We start from the raw sequence: 17139 nt of genomic DNA on the forward strand, positions 1-17139 counted from the left end.
CACATCATCCGCCACTGCGGTTTTGTGACCGTGGCTGGGCGGCCCAGCAAACTTCCGTCAAACGCAGCAAACACGGCACACGTAACCATTAGTGTCATTGCCAGCGGCGATGTATAAGGAGACAGACATGAAGCAATACATCGCCGGAGGACTGGCCGCTGCACTGATCGCCGGATGGCTGATTGGCTCAGCGCCCCCGGGCCAGCGCGGGCTGCCAGTACGGAGCAGGACTCGTTGTCAGCAAGTGCGATGGACCCGTCCAGCCTGACGGCACCTGGCAACGTTGCGCGGTATTTAACGAGGCGTATAGCGGTAGCGGCCTGCCCTACGGCACGGTCACCCACCGCTGCGATGCGATGGGTCCTGACCTGCACCCTTGGGGTCTCGCCTTCAATGACACGATGAGTCCTGGCGGGCCACTTCCCGGTGACCCGATATTGGGCACGCCACCAACGCATATCGACCCGTAGACGGCCCATTCACTCCATGAGCGTCGCGGCGAGCGTGCCACCCAGCTCGTAAGCACGCTCTCGAACTCCGGCGTCGATTGCGCCGGTGATCTCCAGTGCATCGGCGGCTTTGGCCAGCGATAGTCCGGTGGCCACCTTTTCCACCGATGTCGTCGCACCGACAGTGTCGTTGTTGCCGTGCACCCACAGGCCGTAGGGGCGGCCCGCCACGTGATCCAAACTCGGGTAATACACGGTGTCGAAGAAATGCTTGAGCGCCCCGGACATGTAACCAAGATTCGCCGTGGTACCGAACAAGTAGCCGTCCGCAGCGAGCACGTCGGGGAGGGTCGCCGCGAGCGCGGGCCGCACCACCACGTCCACGCCATCGATCTCGGGGTCATTGGCTCCGGCGAGCACCGCTTCGAGCAGCTCGCGGGTTGCCGGCGACGGGGTGTGGTGAATGACCAATAGTGTCTTGCTCATTCGCGGCCCTGCAGTGCTTGATGTAACTCCAAGGCTTTCCTCATGGCTTCCCGGGCGCGGCCGCGATCTCCGGCGTAGTCATAGGCGCGCGCCAGCCGGTACCAGCGCCGCCAGTCGTCGGGGTCGCGGTCCAGTTCAGCATGGACAGTGTCGAACAGGGCGTCGGCGGCGTCGCGCTCGATGCGCCCCGACGGCCGCCGCGGCAGCGCGCTGACGTCGAGCTCCATCCCGTCTTCGGCGACGAGTCGGGCCAGCTTCTGATGGGCGAAGCCGGCGCGCAACGTGGCGATCATCGCCCACAGGCCGATGGCGGGCAGGATCAACAGCGCCACACCCAAGACGACGGCGACGGCCCGCCCGGAGCCGATCAGCAACACGGCGGACCGCCCCAGCAACACGACGTACACCAGCAGTGCCGCGCACATGAACGCGATCGTCAACTGGATGCGCACCGTGCGCCCAGGTGTTCCGGTCCCGGTCATTTCGGTCATTGCAGGTTGAGCAGCGATTCAATTCCTACCGTCAAGCCCGGATGTTCGGCAACCCGACGCACCGCCAACAGCACACCGGGCACGAACGACGTGCGGTCCATGCTGTCGTGGCGGATCGTTAGGGTCTCCCCCGCGGTGCCGAACAGCACTTCCTGGTGGGCCACCAGCCCGGCCAACCGCACCGAGTGCACCCGGATACCGTCGACGTCGGCGCCGCGGGCGCCCGGCAAGCTCGTTGTGGTGGCATCGGGGTTGGGCGGCAACTCTTTTCGTGCCTCGGCAATCAGCGCGGCCGTGCGGGAGGCGGTTCCCGACGGGGCATCGGCCTTGTGTGGGTGATGCAGCTCGATGACCTCGACCGAGTCGTAAAAGGGGGCGGCCTGCCTGGCGAAATGCATGGACAGCACCGCGCCGATCGCGAAGTTGGGCGCAATGAGCGCCGAGACGCCCGGTTTGGCGACCAGCCAGGCCCGCACCTGTCGCAGCCGTTCGTCGGTGAAGCCGGTGGTTCCAACAACAGCGTGAATCCCGTTGTCGATCAGGAACTTCAGGTTGTCCATCACGACATCGGGATGGGTGAAGTCGATGACGACCTCGGTTTTGTTGTCGGTCAGCAGGCTCAGCGCATCGCCGGCGTCGACCTCGGCGGACAGGGTCAGATCCTCGGCGGCCTGCACCGCCTGCACCATGGTCGCGCCGACTTTGCCCTTCGATCCCAGCACTCCTACCCGCATGGGTTCACCCTAGAGCGTGGCGAGGTTGTCCACAGTTGCGCTTTTGTCCACAACCGAGGTTGCGGCGCCGGTTCGGTGTCGGTTTGCGCGGGTAGTGTTTCGAACATGAGTTCGACTTGCGTCGCCCTGCCGCCCGAGGTGGCTACCGCCTTCGACGCGCTCGAAGCAGCCGCGGCGACGATCGGCGAGTTGAACCTCGACAACTACCCTCCCGGGGTCCGCCTCGCTGCGCTGGAGCGATTGGAGACCGCCCGGCGGCAGCAGCTGGTGCCTAGCCACGATCTCATCGGGGGCCTGGCCAAGGAGGATCCGGCCGACGTCGGCGGCCCGGTCCACAAGGTGATCGCCGACTGGTTGCGGATCAGCTGCGCCGAGGCCCGCCGCCGGATGCGCGATGCCGAACAGCTCGCACCCCGGATCACGATTACCGGCGAGACGTTGCCGCCGGAGTTGCCGGCGACTGCCCAGGCGTGGCGCGCCGGCGTGCTCGACCCGCAGCATTTGCAGGTGATTCAGACGTTCGTGCGTGATCTGCCGGCGGACACCCCGGTCGACACAATTGAGAGCGCGGAGCGCTTCCTGGCCCAGCACGCGGCCAAGCTGAGGCCCGACCAGTTGGAGAAGGTGGCAAACCGCTGCGCGGTGCTGATCAATCCCGACGGGAAATTCTCCGATGTTGACCGCGCCCGCCATCGCGGCTTCACCTGGTTGGCGCAGCGGGCCGACGGGACGAGCAGCGGCAAGCTCATCGCCTCTCCGGAGCTGCGCGCCAACCTCGACGCCTGGCTGGCGCGGTTCGCCGCGCCGGGCATGTGCAACCCCGATGATGAAAGCCCTTGCGTTGTAGGCGAACCCGACCAGGATCTGGCGAGCAAGGATTTGCGCAGTCATGCCCAGCGTCAGCACGACGCGCTCAACGCGTTGGTCCGCGGCCAGTTGGGTGATCCGAAACTCGGGGTGCACAACGGCTTGCCGGTGACGGTGATCGTGTCGACCACGCTGCAGGAATTGGAGGCAGGAGCCGGGCAAGCGGTGACGGGCGGCGGGACGCTGTTGCCGATGCGCGACCTGATTCGCATGGCCGGCCACGCCTACCATTATCTGGCGGTGTTTGACGAACACCAAAGTCGCCCCTTGTATCTGGGCCGCTCCCGACGCATCGCCTCAGCCGATCAGCGTGTGGTGCTCCACGCCAAGGACCGCGGCTGTACGGCCCCCGGCTGTGACGTGCCCGGATACTGGACGGAAGTCCACCACGTCGACGACTGGGCCCGCGGCGGCCTGACCGATATCGACAAGTTGACCCTAGCCTGCAAAGCCGACCATAAGCTAGCCGACAAGGGCTGGCGGACAATCAAACTCACTAACGGCCAAACCCAGTGGATCCCGCCGCCGCATCTTGACCACGGCCGGGCCAGGACCAACGACTATCACCATCCGGAACGCTTCTTCAGGCGTCGATCACCACACGACCGCCGGTAGAGCGCGAGACGCAGACCAGCATCTCGCCGTCGTCCTCTGCGGTCCGGCCGCGACGATCGACCTGCCCACCAAGAACTTTGACCTTGCAGGTCCCGCAGAATCCTTGCCGACAGGAATATGCCGTCGTTGGATCATCGTCGAGCATGACATCGAGCGCTGACCGGTTGGCCGGAACGTCGAGCACTCGCCGGGACCGCGCAAGCTCGACCTCGAATGGGATGCCATCGACGACCGGAGGCGGGCTGAACCGCTCGTAGTGCAACGGCGTGTTGGAGTGCTCGTCGCGAGCGCTGCGCACCGATTCCAGCATCGCCGTCGGTCCGCACACGTAAACCGCAGTCGTCGGTCCAGCACCGACGAGCAAATCCTCGGCAGTAGCGAATCGGCCACGCTCGTCGTCGGCCCAGACCGTGACCCGGTCGGGGGCCACCGCCGCCACCTCATCCAGCAGCGGCATGTAGTCCCGACTGCTGCCGGCATAGACTGCGCGCCAGTTGATTCCGCGTTGCTGCGCTGCATGCATCATCGGCAGGATGGGGGTCACTCCGATTCCGCCTATCACGAACAGCACGTCACGCTCGCCGGCGCCGAGATAGAACGCGTTGCGCGGACCTTCGAAAACCAGCAAGTCGCCGACGTCGAATGCGTCGTGCACCTCGATCGAACCGCCGCCGCCGTCGGCGATCCGGCGTACCGCAATGCGATAGTCGGTCCGCCGCCCGAGCGGACCGCACAGCGAGTACTGACGACGACGGCCGGACGGCAGCTGGACGTCGATATGCCCGCCAGGCGTCCACGACGGAAGCAATCCGCCCTCCGGGTCGGCCAACGTCAATGCGACCACATCCGGGGCGACGTGCTCACGCTTGGTCACGACGGCGGCGTGCGTCCGCCCCACCGGCACGACCTGCGACGGTTTCCATCGAGTCACCGAGCCGAACCCGCCGAGCACTGCGCCTATACCCCACAGCGCCGTGTAGAGACGATCTCGCTTGCGGCGACCGTAGATGTCGGCGGGCCTGCTGGCCCAGATCGATTGCGTCACAAAGCTCTACCTCTGCCTTAAGTCGTAGCGCGCGAGCAGCCGAAGCAGCGAGGGACTGATACGGCGCAGCGCATAGCCGACTCTGGATTCGGCCGCGATCGGCAGCACCGGCGGGCCCGTCTTGACCGCCTTGACGATCGCCTTGGCGGTCGCTTCCGGTGTGTAGTTGCGGCGCCGGTAAGCGGCGTCGGCCTTCTGCCGGGCACGCTCCTGCTCGTCGGCCGACATCCCGGCGTAGACGGTGCTTTTGGCGATATTCGTGTTGACGAACCCCGGGCACACCGCCGTGACCGTGATGCCTTCGTCGGCCAGGTCGGCGCGCAGTGACTCGCTGAACGCCAGCACCGCGGCCTTCGTTGTGCCGTAGGCGATCATCGACTTCGACGGGAGAAACGCCGCGGCCGACGACACATTGATGATGGTGCCGCCTTGGCCGCGGTCGACCATTTGCGTGCCGAACGCCCGGCTTCCGTTGAGGACGCCACCCAGATTCACCGACAAGATGTTGTCCCAATGCGCCGGCGTCGTCTCAAGGAACCGACCCGCCATCCCGATGCCAGCGTTGTTCACCAGGATGTCCACCACGCCGTGCTCGTCGTTGACTTGTGCGGCAAGCTTATTCATCGCCGTTTCGTCGCCGACGTCGGCCTGGTAGACCGCGGCATCGACACCGATGTCTCGGACGGCTGCCTCGGTCTCTTTGGCCGCGGCGAGATCGCGGTCGACGATCACAACGGCGCGGGCACCTTTCCGGGCCAGCTCGAGCGCGGTGGCCCGGCCTATCCCGGCGCCCGCCCCGGTGACCAGCGCGAGCTTGCCACGCACGTCACGCCGCCCGGTGTCCACGACGGAGGCGCTCGACGACGACGCGCCGCTGACGACGCGGTCGATCCATTCGCTGGTCAGCCTGGCGACGACGTCCGGACGCGAGGTCACCACCCAGTGGCCACCCTCGATCGGAACGACCCTGCTGCCCAACGGGATTGAGCCGGTGAACCGCTGCAGCGCGGGGGTGACGAAGATGTCCTTGCGCGGCACCAGAACCTGGACCGGAACGTTGGTCTCGGGCAGCTGCGCGCCGGGGGCAAGAAACGGCGCGGGCATGTTGGCCCGGTACAGGTTGAGGCCGTTGACATAGTCGGCGGTTGACCGTGCTGCTACGGGAGATTGGGTCCGCGTGCTCGAGTTGCCGATACGCGCAAATGCTTCAATGACTTTCACGCCCAACCCGGATCGAATCAGCAACTCCGGCAGACCGGGGCACAGGAAGAACCAGATGTATCCCGACGCCAGGAACTGCCTGACCACGTCAAAGAATCCGCGCGGAGTGCGCGGTGACCGCAAGAACTTGCCCGCATAACTCAAGTGCGGTCCCGAGATCGAAGTGAACGATGCGACCTTGCTCATCACCACGTCGTCGGTGACCGCGGCCCAGCCCTGAATGGAACCCCAGTCGTGGGCCAGCAAGTGCACCTGGCCGACACCCAGGCTGTCGATCACCGAGCCGACATCCGAGATCAGTTGGGGGAAGCGGTAACCGGACCGCCCCGGCGGGCGTGCCGATTCGCCGGCGCCCCGCACGTCGTATGCCACGAAGTTGTATCTACCGTTGTGGTAGTCGCTTAGGTGCGCGGCCACGCCGTCCCACAGGTGGTGGTTATCCGGATAACCATGAATCGCCAATACGGTCGGCCGCTGCGGGTCGATCTCGGTGTAGGCGTGCACGGCCAGCGCGACGCCGTCGGACGCGGTCACGGCGGTGCGGGTCATCGATTCCTCTCGGCTCAGTGGGAGGCGCGGGCGGCGGGTGAGATGGCAAGGTAGTCGACCGCCCGCTCGACCCCGCCCAGCTGTGACGGATGGAAACTCGGCTTGTAGTAAGCGCCGATCACCCGGACGAATCGCAGTGGCCCAGGCACCAAACCACGTCGGGCCGCGTTGAAGTAATGCCGCCAGCGCGGTTTGGCACCAGGCGTCAATTGCCGGTCCACCGAGTACATGAATCGAACCCCGCGCACCCACAGCAGCAGCATCATCGGTGTGACCACCAGCTGCGTGCGCACCTGCCGCCAGTACCCAGCCCGTAGATGCTTCATCACGTCGAAGGCGACCGCCTTGTGCTCGACTTCCTCGGCACCGTGCCAACGAAGCATGTCCAGCATCACCGGGTCGGTCCCGATCGCATCATGTTGCGGAGTGTCCAGAACCCATTCCCCCAGGATCGCGGTGTAGTGCTCGATTGCCGCCACGATCGCCACCTGCTCGAGCAACCAGCTGTGCCGTCGTCGCAGACTCCACCGTGGCCGGTCGCCCATCAGCTTCCCAAAGAGCCAGCCGATCTGGTCGGTGTACGGCGTCAAGTCGATGTCGTTGGCCGCGAAGTAGTCCAGCACGCCCGAATGCGCTTGGGAATGCATCGCCTCCTGGCCGATGAATCCCTGTACATCAAGCCGCAATTGGTCGTCCTTGATCAGTGGCAGGGTCTTCTTGAACACGTCGACGAAGAACTCTTCGCCGGCGGGCAGCAGCAGGTGCAGGACATTGAGGACGTGGGTGGTGAACGGCTCACCCGGCACGTAGTGGAACGGCAGCTTGGCCCAGTCGAAGTCGACGTCGCGCGCCTCCAGGACCAGTCGCTCGTGATCGGCCGGCGCCCCCCGACGTGACAGGTGCGGACCGACAGCGTCGTCGTCGACCGTGAACATCGCAGCAGCATACCCGGTACCCCCGGTATCGGGAAGTATTCTAAATCGGCGCCGCCCCGCGCAGGTGCTCGAAGATCAGCGACGTCTGGGTGCCCGCGACATCGGCGTCGGCGTTGAGGTTCTCGACGACGAATGAGCGCAAGTCTTCGGTATCGCGAGCGGCGACGTGCAGGATGAAATCGTCGGCACCGGCGAGGAAGTAGACATCCATCACCTGGGGTCTGCGACGAATCTGCTGGATGAAGTCCCGGATCTTGCCCCTGGCGTGGGACTGCAGGCTGACCGAAATCATCGCTTGCAGCGGCAATCCGACAGCGACGGGGTCGATGTCGGCGTAGAAGCCCCGAATGACACCCAAGTCCAGCAACCTCCGGACGCGGCCGTGACAGGTCGACGCGGCGATGTCGAGTTCCGCGGCCAGCGCGCTGTTGGTCATCCGAGCGTCTGCGTGCAGCAGGCTCAGAATTCTGCGGTCCACGCGGTCAAGACCGGCAGGCCGAAGATCCTTCGGCGCACCCTCGCTAGCGACTGGATGTTCCGTTATTTCTACGGGCATTATTCGATTCTACAGGTGTGTCTTCGCGATCTTTGCACGACAATCGAACTTTCTTCACACTTGATGTATGCGTGTCGGAATTCCCATGGAGACCAAGAACAACGAGTTTCGTGTCGCCATCACGCCGTCCGGCGTCGCGGAGCTGACCCGTCGCGGCCACGAGGTCGTGATCGAGGCCGGCGCCGGAGAGGGCTCGGCTATCGCCGACAGCGATTTCAAGGCGGCGGGCGCGGAAGTGGTCTCCACCGCAGAGGAAGTGTGGGCTCAGGCCGATCTGGTGCTGAAGGTCAAGGAGCCGATGCCGATCGAGTACGCCCGGATGCGGCGCGGGCAAACCCTGTTCACCTACCTGCACCTGGCCGCCTCCCGAGCCTGCACCGACGCGCTGCTGGCGTCGGGCACCACAGCGATCGCCTACGAGACCGTCCAGACCGCCGACGGCGCATTGCCGCTGCTGGCCCCGATGAGCGAGGTGGCCGGGCGGCTGTCAGCACAAGTCGGTGCCTATCACCTGATGCGCACCCAGGGCGGCCGGGGCGTACTGATGGGCGGTGTGCCCGGTGTCGAGCCGGCCAATGTTGTCGTGATCGGCGGCGGCACCGCAGGCTACAACGCCGCCCGGGTGGCCGACGGGATGGGCGCGATGGTCACGGTGCTCGACGTCAACATCAACAAGCTGCGCGAGCTCGACACCGCGTTCGGCGGCCGGGTACAGACCCGCTACTCGACCGCCTTGGAGCTCGAGGAAGCCGCGAAACGTGCCGACCTGCTCATCGGCGCCGTACTGTTGCCGGGCGCCAAGGCGCCCAAGCTGGTGTCGAATTCGCTTGTCGCGCATATGAAGCAGGGCGCGGTGCTGGTCGACATCGCAATCGACCAGGGCGGCTGCTTCGCGGACTCACACCCGACCACGCACGACGACCCGACGTTTGCCGTCCACGACACGCTGTTCTACTGCGTGGCGAACATGCCCGCTGCGGTGCCGAAAACGTCGACGTTCGCATTGACCAACGCCACCATGCCCTACCTGATCGAACTCGCCGACCGCGGCTGGCAAGCGGCCTGCCGGTCGAACCCTGCGCTTGCCAACGGGCTTTCGACGCATGACGGTGCGCTGCTGTCTCAACGGGTGGCCGCCGACCTCGGGCTGCCGTTCACCGACCCGGCCGATCTGCTGACCTGACCGCGGGCCGCGTGCTACACAGACCGCGTGAGTTCACTTGCCGATGACACCCGCTGGATGGATGCGGTCGACCAGGCCGCCTTGGTGAGAAAAGGTGAGGTGACACCGCTCGAGTTGCTCGAAGCGGCCATCGAACGCATCGAACGCATCGACCCCGTCCTCAACGCCGTGGTAATCCGCTGGTTCGATCGTGCCCGCGACACCGCTCGGGCCGAGCTCCCCGACGGGCCGTTCCGTGGCGTGCCGTTCCTCATCAAGGACCTATTCGCCGGGTATGCCGGTCAGCCCATCAGCAACGGCAACCTCGCGTTCAAAAAAGAGAAGGTGATCTCGGACGCCGACACCACGTTGGTCAGCCGCTATCGCCGTGCCGGTTTGGTGATCGCCGGCCGGACCAACAGCCCCGAACTCGGAAGCGTGCCGACCACCGAACCGCTGGCATGGGGCGCGACCCACAACCCCTGGGATGTCGGTCGTTCGCCCGGCGGATCGAGCGGTGGCTCCGCCGCCGCCGTCGCCAGTGGCATGGTCCCGTTCGCGCACGCCAGCGACGGCGGCGGCTCGATCCGGATTCCTGCGTCGTGCTGCGGGCTGGTTGGCCTGAAGCCCAGCCAGGGCAGGATCACGCTTGGTCCGATCCGCGACGAAACCGCACTGTCGGTTGAGCTTTGCGTGAGCCGTACGGTGCGCGACACCGCGGCACTGCTCGACGCTGTTCGGGGACCCGCCATCGGCGACACCGTGATCGCTCCCGCCCCTTCGCGCCCGTATGTCGACGAGGTTGGCGCCGACCCGGGCCGGTTGCGCATCGGCCTGCTCGACCACCATCCGCAAGGAGGAGCCGTCGCACCCGAGTGCACCGCGGCCGCGCGGTCAGTCGCCACGTTGCTCGAATCCCTCGGCCATGCAGTCGAACCCGCATGGCCCGCAGCGCTCGAGGACACCGGGCTCAGCTCGCGGTTCGGGGCCATGTGGAGCACGAACGTGGGTGTCAGCCTGCGGCGGTTCGAGGAGCAACTCGGACGGCCCCTCACCGCTGACGAATTCGAACCGATGAACCGCGTGCAGGCCGAGTTCGGCGCGCACCTCAGCGCCGTGGACTATGCGCTAGCGCTATCGGCCACCACCCACTTCCGCCGCGCGCTGCAGTCCTGGTGGGCCGATGGCTGGGATCTGTTGCTCACACCGACCGTCGCCGAGCTTCCGCTGCCGCTCGGCACCATCGCCAACAACCCCGATCATCCGATGGATGCCCTGGAACGGTCGGGCCAGTTCATTCCGTTCACCCCGCCGTTCAATATGAGCGGCCAGCCCGCAATCAACGTGCCCGTCGAGTGGACGGAGGATGGGCTGCCGGTCGGGGTGCAGTTGGCGGCCGCCTACGGCCGCGAGGATGTCCTGCTACGAGCGGCCGGCCAACTGGAGTCCGCTAAGCCGTGGGCGCAGCGCACCCCCGACGTATAGACCCGCGGTTTAGACGTCGCCCAGCGTCTTGACGATGTCCTTCGCCGGCCCGGTGCGCGCCTCCCGGTATGCCGTTCCCGCCCATAGGTTGGTGCCGTGCGGGTCCTCCAACGCGACCGAGGCCTTCCGGATCGGCGAGGTCATCTGGTTGACCTCGGGGTAGCCCAACGGCGCTATGTCGTCGAAGAGCCGAGTGAAATCGTTCTCCAGACCACGCGCATACCGGCCCGAGAAAGCGCGAGTGACAACGGTTTTGACGAACTCCGGATGCTGCAGCGCGGCGCGGTGTGCGGCGTTGGTGCCGGCTTCGTCACACAGCAGTAGTGCGGTGCCGATCTGGGCGGCCACCGCTCCCCTGTTCAGTACGGCGGCCACATCGTCGGGGGTGCCGATTCCGCCAGCCGCGATGAGCGGGACGTCGTGGGCGCGGCGGATCCGGGCGAGCAACTCGTACAACGACTCGGTGCCGGGGTCCATGTCAGGCGCGAAGGTGCCGCGGTGCCCGCCCGCATTCGGGCCCTGGACGACCAGGCCGTCCGCACCGGCCGCCAACGCCACGCCGGCCTCATAGGCCGACGTCACGGTGTTGAAAAGCAGCATTCCCAGTGCACCGAACCACCGCATGACGTCCGGCGGCGGGGCACCGAAGGTGAACGACACCATCTCTGGCCGCAGGTCGGCCACCACCTCGAGCTTTTGCTGAAAGCCGTCGTCGTCACCGAACTGCGGGTAACCGATCTCGACCCCGTAGTGCTCGGCAAGCTCATCGAGCGCCTCCGCGTAGTGATCCAGCGCATAGACGTCGGCGACGCTGGGTTGCGGCACAAACAGGTTGACGCCGAGCGGGCCGGTGGTTGCGCGTCGGGCGGCTGCGATGTCGTCGGCGAGGCGATCCGCACCTACGTAGCCGCTGGCCAAAAAGCCAAAGCCACCGGCGTTCGACACCGCCGCCGCCAGCGCCGGCGTTCCCGGGCCACCCGCCATCGGCGCACCCACGATCGGCACATCGAGATCCCAGAACCCCAGTACCATCGCGCTACCCTGCTATCGCCCGAAGCTGTTGGGGCAGCGATCTTTTCGACTGATGCGGGCCGAGGACGGCCACGCCGTACGGGGTACCCAGCAGTCGGCGGGCCGCCGCATTAACCTGATCCACGGTGACCTCGTCGACCTCCTGCAGCGTGCGGTCGATACTTCGATGCTCAGCGTAGTTGAGTTCGCTGCGGCCGATGCGGTTCATCCGCGAATTGGAGTCCTCCAGACCGAGCACCAGCCCGCCGCGCAGCGAACCCTTCGCGATCCGGCACTCCGCCTCGGTGATGCCGTCGCGGGCCACCATCTCGAGCACCTCGGTGGTCACCCGCGCCACTTCGCCGAAACGCTCGGGCAGGCACGCAGCGTAGACCGACAACGCACCGCTGTCGGAGAACATGTCCAACGACGAGTAGACCGAGTACGCCAGCCCGCGGGACTCCCGAACCTGTTGGAACAAGCGCGAACTCAAGCCACCACCGAGCGCGGTGTTGAGCACCGAGAGCGCCCAGCGATGCTTCCAATGCCGTCCGGGCGTGCGCACACCAAGACAGACGTGAGTCTGCTCGGCATTCCGGTTGGCCAGCGTCAACCGCGGGCGACCGGTGATCCGGCCGGTGCCCTTGCGCGGCGGCACCGACCGCCGACCCCTGACCAAGCGCGGCCCGAAGTGCTCGCGGACCAACGCCACCACGTCATCGTGATCGACATTGCCGGCCACGGCGACGACCATCCGCTCGGGTGTATAGCGCCGCACGTGAAACGAATGCAGCTGAGCGCGCGTCATCCCCGACACCGATTCAACGCTGCCGATTACCGGACGGCCCACCGGATGCTCACCGAACAGCGCCGCCAGGAACATGTCGCCCAGTGCGTCCTCGGGGTCGTCGTCGCGCATGGCGATCTCCTCGAGCACGACGTCGCGCTCGAGCTCGACATCATCGGTGGCGCAGCGTCCGTTGAGCACCACGTCAGCGACCAGGTCGACCGCCAGCTCCAGATCGCTGTCGAGCACATGCGCGTAATAGCAGGTGTGCTCCTTGGCGGTAAACGCGTTCAGCTCGCCGCCGACCGCATCCATCGCCTGCGCGATGTCGACAGCTGTGCGCGTAGGGGTGGACTTGAACAGCAGATGCTCCAGGAAGTGCGCGGCACCGGCCACGGTCGCACCCTCGTCGCGCGATCCGACGCCCACCCAAACACCCACCGACGCGGAGTGCACCGCCGGCAGGTATTCGGTGACGACCCGCAATCCCCCGGGGAGGGTGGTGCGGCGGAACGCCAAAGACGGCTCGGCGCTGTGCCGGCCGCGTCGGAGAGGCTGCGTCCCCGGGCTAACTGCCGGCCGTCGCGGCATCGGCTTCCGTCGGCGACGATGCGGTCGCGGCTGCGTCACCGTTGCCGGATTCTCCGGCTTCTTCGTCAACGAGCACCAGCGAGATCTTGCCGCGCTTGTCGATGTCGGCGATTTCCACGCGCAACTTGTCGCCCACGTTCACGACGTCCTCGACCTTTGCGATGCGTTTGCCCTTGCCGAGTTTCGAGATGTGCACCAGGCCGTCACGACCGGGCAGCAGCGACACGAACGCACCGAAGTCGGTGGTCTTGACCACCGTTCCGAGGAATCGCTCGCCGGTCTTGGGCAGCTGCGGGTTGGCGATCGCGTTGATCCGGTCGATCGCGGCCTGCGCCGAAGGTCCGTCGGTGGCGCCGACGAACACGGTTCCGTCGTCCTCGATAGAGATCTGCGCGCCGGTTTCCTCGGTGATGGAGTTGATGATCTTGCCCTTAGGGCCGATGACCTCGCCGATCTTGTCCACCGGCACCTTGATCGTGGTGACCCGCGGCGCATATGGGCTCATCTCGTCGGGTGCGTCGATGGCCTCGGCCATCACCTCCAAGATGGTCAGCCGGGCGTCCTTGGCCTGCTCGAGCGCGCCCGCGAGGACCTGCGACGGAATCCCGTCGAGTTTGGTGTCCAACTGCAGCGCGGTGACGAAGTCCTTGGTGCCGGCGACCTTGAAGTCCATGTCTCCGAACGCGTCTTCGGCGCCCAGGATGTCGGTCAGAGTGACGAATCGGCGCTCGGTGCCGCCATCGGAAAGCTCGACGTTGTCAGACACCAGACCCATCGCGATGCCGGCGACCGGTGCCTTGAGCGGCACCCCGGCGTTCAGCAGCGCCAGCGTCGAGGCGCACACCGATCCCATCGACGTGGAACCGTTGGAGCCCAGAGCTTCCGAAACCTGACGGATGGCGTACGGGAACTCCTCGACGCCGGGCAGCACCGGCACCAGCGCCCGTTCGGCCAGTGCGCCGTGACCGATCTCTCGCCGCTTGGGCGAGCCGACCCGACCGGTTTCCCCGGTGGAGAACGGCGGGAAGTTGTAGTGGTGCATGTAGCGCTTGGAGGTCTCGGGCCCCAGCGAGTCGATCTGCTGAGCCATCTTGACCATGTCGAGAGTGGTGACGCCCAGGATCTGCGTCTCGCCGCGCTCGAACAGCGCGCTGCCGTGCGCCCGTGGCACCACCGCGACTTCCGCCGACAGCGCACGAATGTCGGTGATGCCGCGCCCGTCGATGCGGAAGTGGTCGCTCAAGATGCGCTGTCGCACAAGCTTCTTGGTCAGCGCGCGGAAGGCCGCCCCGACCTCTTTCTCCCGGCCGGCGTAGGTGTCGGCCAGTCGCTCGAGCACCTCGGCCTTGATCTCGTCGGTGCGGGCGTTGCGTTCGTTCTTGCCCGAGATGGTCAGCGCGGCGGACAGCTCGTCGGTGGCCACCGAGGACACCGAGTAGTACACGTCGTCGCCGTATTCTGGGAAAACGGGGTATTCACCGGTCGGTTTGGCAGCTTTGTCGGCCAGCTCCTGCTGCGCGGTACACAGCGCGGCGATGAATGGCTTGGCAGCCTCCAGGCCTTGCGCCACAACGGTTTCGGTTGGCGCTTGGGCACCGCCTGCGACGAGTTCGATGACGTTTTCAGTGGCCTCGGCTTCGACCATCATGATGGCCACGTCGGCCTTGTCACCGCTACCGGAGACAACGCGTCCGGCCACCACCATGTCGAACACCGCCCGCTCGGTCTGCTCGACCGTCGGGAACGCCACCCATCGGCCGTCGATGAGCACCACCCGCACCCCGCCCACCGGGCCGGAGAACGGCAGACCGGCCAGCTGGGTGGATGCCGACGCGGCGTTGATCGCGAGCACGTCGTAGAGCTCATTGGGATCCAGGCTGAGGATCGTCACCACGACCTGGATCTCGTTGCGCAACCCGTCGACGAACGACGGGCGCAGCGGGCGGTCGATCAGCCGGCAGGTCAGGATCGCGTCGCTGGACGGCCGGCCCTCGCGGCGGAAGAACGAGCCGGGGATGCGGCCCGCGGCATACATCCGCTCCTCGACGTCGACGGTCAGCGGAAAGAAGTCGAATTGCTCTTTGGGGCTCTTGCTGGCGGTGGTGGCCGACAGCAGCATAGTTTCGTCGTCGAGGTAGGCGACGACGGCGCCGGCGGCTTGCAGAGCCAGCCGACCGGTCTCAAAACGAATGGTGCGGGAGCCGAAGCTCCCGTTGTCGATGACGGCGGTTGCCTCGAACACGCCCTCGTCAATTTCAGCTACAGACATAGGTGTCCGTATGGCCTCTCTGGATTTGTTCAGCTGTTTTGCGTGGTCACGCTAAACCCGGAGGTTCCAGAGCCTGGATGCGGCGACGGCCGTCGATCGAAGCTGCCGACCTGCCCCGATTCGGGAGCCCGGCAGCCACTACCGAAGACCGCGACGATGCACGCCCCGATATGACATTGTGACTCGCTGGGACGGTGCGCGCGGATCGCGCGTGCCGCACCTGCTCGGGCCGATACGGCCCAGAACGACCTCACTCTACACGCCGACCTGGCTGTTCCTAGCCCGCGCGGGGCGGGGTCAGCGGCGCAGACCCAGCCGGTCGATCAGCGAGCGATAGCGCTCGACGTCGATTTGCGCGACGTACTTAAGCAGCCGGCGCCGCCGTCCCACCAACAGCAGCAGACCCCGCCGCGAGTGGTGGTCGTGCTTGTGCACCTTGAGGTGTTCGGTCAGGTCGGCGATCCGCCTAGTCAGCAGTGCGACCTGCGCCTCAGGGGATCCGGTGTCGGTCTCATGCAGGCCGTAAGAGCCCAGGATTTCCTTTTTTTGCTCGGCTGTCAGCGCCACGAAATATCTCCATCAATAGGTCCGCGATCGTCGATCCGGGCCGCGGCCGCCGCGAACTGCAGCACGCGCCGTGTCGTCAGGGAGTTTAACAGCGCACGGCGGGGCGACCGGAATCCTGCAGGTCAGCCCGCCGACAGCAGAGCCCGCGCACGATCGGTGTCGGTGCCCATCGCGGCGACCAGATCCTTGACCGATCCGAACTTCTCCTGTCCGCGGATACGCGCGACGAAGTCCAGCGCCACATGCTGCCCGTACAAGTCCGCGGCGGTGTCGAGCACAAACGCCTCGACAGTGCGGGTGCGCCCGGAGAAGGTCGGATTGGTGCCCACCGAAACCGCGGCCTGGTAGCGCTCGCCCGGCACCACCGTGCCGGTCATCGGTCCATGCCCGAGGACGGTGAACCAGGCCGCATAAACCCCGTCGGCCGGGATGGCCGAGTACATCGGCGGCGCTACGTTGGCGGTGGGAAAACCCAGCTCCGTACCCCGCCCGTCGCCGCGCACCACCACACCTTCGACGCGGTGCGGACGGCCAAGCGCCTCGGCGGCCGCCACTACGTCGCCGGCGTCCACGCAGGACCGGATGTAGGTGGCGGAGAATGTCACGGTCTCGCTGTCGTGGTGCTCGGACACCAGTGACATCGATTCCACCGCGAACCCGAACCGCTCGCCGGCGCGGCGCAGCGTATCGACGGTGCCGACGGCCTTTTTGCCGAAGGTGAAGTTCTCACCCACCACCACTTCGACCACGTGCAGGTTTTCCACCAGCAGCTCATGGATGTAGCGTTCCGGCGTCAGCTTCATGAAGTCGGTGGTGAACGGCATCACCAGGAACACGTCGATACCGAACTCCTCGGCCAGCTCGGCACGTCGGGTCAGCGTCGTCAGCTGCGCGGGATGACTACCGGGGAAGACCACTTCCATCGGGTGGGGATCGAACGTCATCATCACCGTCGGGACTCCGCGCGCGCGAGCCGACTTCACCGCGTGCGCGATCAGCTCGGCGTGCCCGCGGTGCACACCATCGAACACCCCGATGGTGAGCACGCATCTGCCCCAGTCCGTGGGTATCTCGTCCTGCCCCCGCCACCGTTGCACAATCGTCAGCCTACGGCGCTAGGTAGCGCCTGGTCGTGCAAGAGCCCCAGATCAGGTGAGGATTGCTTAAACTTCAGTTGTGCGCCCTGACTTCCCTGGCGAGGACCCCAATGGGCTCACTGCGGTCGCCCAGGACTACCTGAAAGTCATCTGGAACGCCCAGGAGTGGTCGCGGGAGAAGGTCAGCACGAAGATGCTGGCCGAGAAGATCGGGGTGTCGGC

15 protein-coding genes and 2 pseudogenes are annotated in these 17139 nt (G+C 66.1%); 5 read left to right on the top strand and 12 right to left on the bottom strand.

Features of this window, described 5'->3' with window-relative positions; translation table 11 throughout:
- Positions 1–127 precede the first annotated feature (127 nt).
- Positions 128–470 (top strand): annotated as a pseudogene (locus VEI45_RS02565) (CDGP domain-containing protein).
- Between the two features lie 9 nt (positions 471–479).
- On the opposite strand, the gene VEI45_RS02570 reads toward VEI45_RS02565, so the two are convergent.
- The 3 genes from VEI45_RS02570 to dapB are packed head-to-tail and all read right to left on the bottom strand — an operon-like array spanning position 480 to position 2160.
- Positions 480–935 carry a flavodoxin gene (locus VEI45_RS02570; protein WP_324849829.1) on the bottom strand — a complete coding sequence of 152 codons (456 nt, stop codon included), beginning with the start codon at positions 933–935 and terminating at the stop codon, positions 480–482.
- Positions 932–1417, bottom strand: a complete 486-nt coding sequence (locus VEI45_RS02575; protein WP_324849831.1) for a tetratricopeptide repeat protein — start codon at positions 1415–1417, stop codon at positions 932–934. Before VEI45_RS02575 ends, VEI45_RS02570 begins: the two co-directional genes overlap by 4 nt.
- 5 nt (positions 1418–1422) lie before the next feature.
- A complete protein-coding gene (dapB, locus tag VEI45_RS02580; RefSeq protein ID WP_324849833.1) occupies positions 1423–2160 on the bottom strand; it encodes a 4-hydroxy-tetrahydrodipicolinate reductase in 738 nt (245 codons plus the stop codon).
- Between the two features lie 105 nt (positions 2161–2265).
- Here dapB and VEI45_RS02585 point away from each other — a divergent pair, with 105 nt between their 5' ends.
- Positions 2266–3642 (top strand): HNH endonuclease signature motif containing protein, encoded by a 1377-nt coding sequence (locus VEI45_RS02585; protein ID WP_324849835.1) that lies wholly within the window; start codon positions 2266–2268, stop codon positions 3640–3642.
- Here VEI45_RS02585 and VEI45_RS02590 read toward each other — a convergent pair.
- Genes VEI45_RS02590 through VEI45_RS02605 form a run of 4 tightly spaced genes read right to left on the bottom strand, consistent with a single transcriptional unit; the run spans position 3611 to position 7948 of the window.
- A complete protein-coding gene (locus VEI45_RS02590) occupies positions 3611–4687 on the bottom strand; it encodes a PDR/VanB family oxidoreductase (RefSeq protein ID WP_324849837.1) in 1077 nt (358 codons plus the stop codon). The genes VEI45_RS02585 and VEI45_RS02590 overlap by 32 nt on opposite strands.
- A gap of 6 nt (positions 4688–4693) precedes the next feature.
- Complete coding sequence (locus VEI45_RS02595) at positions 4694–6457, bottom strand: SDR family oxidoreductase (RefSeq protein WP_324849839.1); 1764 nt, start codon at positions 6455–6457, stop codon at positions 4694–4696.
- A 14-nt stretch (positions 6458–6471) separates the two neighbouring features.
- On the bottom strand, positions 6472–7392 hold the full coding sequence (locus VEI45_RS02600; RefSeq protein ID WP_324849841.1) for a metal-dependent hydrolase: 921 nt from the start codon (positions 7390–7392) through the stop codon (positions 6472–6474).
- Between the two features lie 40 nt (positions 7393–7432).
- The gene (locus VEI45_RS02605; protein ID WP_324849842.1) at positions 7433–7948 is read right to left on the bottom strand and encodes an Lrp/AsnC family transcriptional regulator; all 516 of its coding nucleotides are present in this window, start codon (positions 7946–7948) and stop codon (positions 7433–7435) included.
- A 67-nt stretch (positions 7949–8015) separates the two neighbouring features.
- Here VEI45_RS02605 and ald point away from each other — a divergent pair, with 67 nt between their 5' ends.
- Both ald and VEI45_RS02615 read left to right on the top strand, forming a co-directional pair.
- On the top strand, positions 8016–9131 hold the full coding sequence (gene ald, locus VEI45_RS02610) for an alanine dehydrogenase (protein WP_324849845.1): 1116 nt from the start codon (positions 8016–8018) through the stop codon (positions 9129–9131).
- Between the two features lie 27 nt (positions 9132–9158).
- Complete coding sequence (locus tag VEI45_RS02615; protein ID WP_324849847.1) at positions 9159–10595, top strand: amidase; 1437 nt, start codon at positions 9159–9161, stop codon at positions 10593–10595.
- A 9-nt stretch (positions 10596–10604) separates the two neighbouring features.
- Here the strand turns inward: VEI45_RS02615 and VEI45_RS02620 are convergent, their stop codons facing one another.
- The 5 genes from VEI45_RS02620 to VEI45_RS02640 all read right to left on the bottom strand — a co-directional run bounded on the left by VEI45_RS02620 (position 10605) and on the right by VEI45_RS02640 (position 16917).
- Positions 10605–11627: a nitronate monooxygenase gene (locus tag VEI45_RS02620; protein ID WP_324849849.1), complete on the bottom strand. Its 1023-nt coding sequence runs from the start codon at positions 11625–11627 to the stop codon at positions 10605–10607.
- 4 nt (positions 11628–11631) lie between these two features.
- Positions 11632–12984: a pitrilysin family protein gene (locus VEI45_RS02625; protein ID WP_324849851.1), complete on the bottom strand. Its 1353-nt coding sequence runs from the start codon at positions 12982–12984 to the stop codon at positions 11632–11634.
- Positions 12962–15253 carry a polyribonucleotide nucleotidyltransferase gene (locus VEI45_RS02630; RefSeq protein WP_324849853.1) on the bottom strand — a complete coding sequence of 764 codons (2292 nt, stop codon included), beginning with the start codon at positions 15251–15253 and terminating at the stop codon, positions 12962–12964. The genes VEI45_RS02625 and VEI45_RS02630 overlap by 23 nt, the downstream gene beginning before the upstream one ends.
- A gap of 297 nt (positions 15254–15550) precedes the next feature.
- Positions 15551–15820 carry a 30S ribosomal protein S15 gene (gene rpsO, locus VEI45_RS02635; protein WP_085196319.1) on the bottom strand — a complete coding sequence of 90 codons (270 nt, stop codon included), beginning with the start codon at positions 15818–15820 and terminating at the stop codon, positions 15551–15553.
- A gap of 122 nt (positions 15821–15942) precedes the next feature.
- Positions 15943–16917 (bottom strand): bifunctional riboflavin kinase/FAD synthetase, encoded by a 975-nt coding sequence (locus VEI45_RS02640; RefSeq protein WP_324849856.1) that lies wholly within the window; start codon positions 16915–16917, stop codon positions 15943–15945.
- Between the two features lie 79 nt (positions 16918–16996).
- Here VEI45_RS02640 and VEI45_RS02645 point away from each other — a divergent pair.
- Positions 16997–17139: pseudogene (locus VEI45_RS02645) on the top strand (metal-dependent transcriptional regulator); the annotation flags it as partial.

The organism is Mycobacterium sp. (assembly GCF_035623875.1).
GTDB lineage: Bacteria > Actinomycetota > Actinomycetes > Mycobacteriales > Mycobacteriaceae > Mycobacterium.

Excerpts from the sequence above, each read along its gene's own strand:
- VEI45_RS02570 (WP_324849829.1), bottom strand. The coding sequence starts at position 935 with ATGAGCAAGACACTATTGGTCATTCACCACACCCCGTCGCCGGCAACC.
- VEI45_RS02575 (WP_324849831.1), bottom strand. The coding sequence starts at position 1,417 with ATGACCGGGACCGGAACACCTGGGCGCACGGTGCGCATCCAGTTGACG.
- dapB (WP_324849833.1), bottom strand. The coding sequence starts at position 2,160 with ATGCGGGTAGGAGTGCTGGGATCGAAGGGCAAAGTCGGCGCGACCATG.
- VEI45_RS02585 (WP_324849835.1), top strand. The coding sequence starts at position 2,266 with ATGAGTTCGACTTGCGTCGCCCTGCCGCCCGAGGTGGCTACCGCCTTC.
- VEI45_RS02595 (WP_324849839.1), bottom strand. The coding sequence starts at position 6,457 with ATGACCCGCACCGCCGTGACCGCGTCCGACGGCGTCGCGCTGGCCGTG.
- VEI45_RS02600 (WP_324849841.1), bottom strand. The coding sequence starts at position 7,392 with ATGTTCACGGTCGACGACGACGCTGTCGGTCCGCACCTGTCACGTCGG.
- VEI45_RS02605 (WP_324849842.1), bottom strand. The coding sequence starts at position 7,948 with ATGCCCGTAGAAATAACGGAACATCCAGTCGCTAGCGAGGGTGCGCCG.
- ald (WP_324849845.1), top strand. The coding sequence starts at position 8,016 with ATGCGTGTCGGAATTCCCATGGAGACCAAGAACAACGAGTTTCGTGTC.
- VEI45_RS02620 (WP_324849849.1), bottom strand. The coding sequence starts at position 11,627 with ATGGTACTGGGGTTCTGGGATCTCGATGTGCCGATCGTGGGTGCGCCG.
- VEI45_RS02625 (WP_324849851.1), bottom strand. The coding sequence starts at position 12,984 with ATGCCGCGACGGCCGGCAGTTAGCCCGGGGACGCAGCCTCTCCGACGC.
- VEI45_RS02630 (WP_324849853.1), bottom strand. The coding sequence starts at position 15,253 with ATGTCTGTAGCTGAAATTGACGAGGGCGTGTTCGAGGCAACCGCCGTC.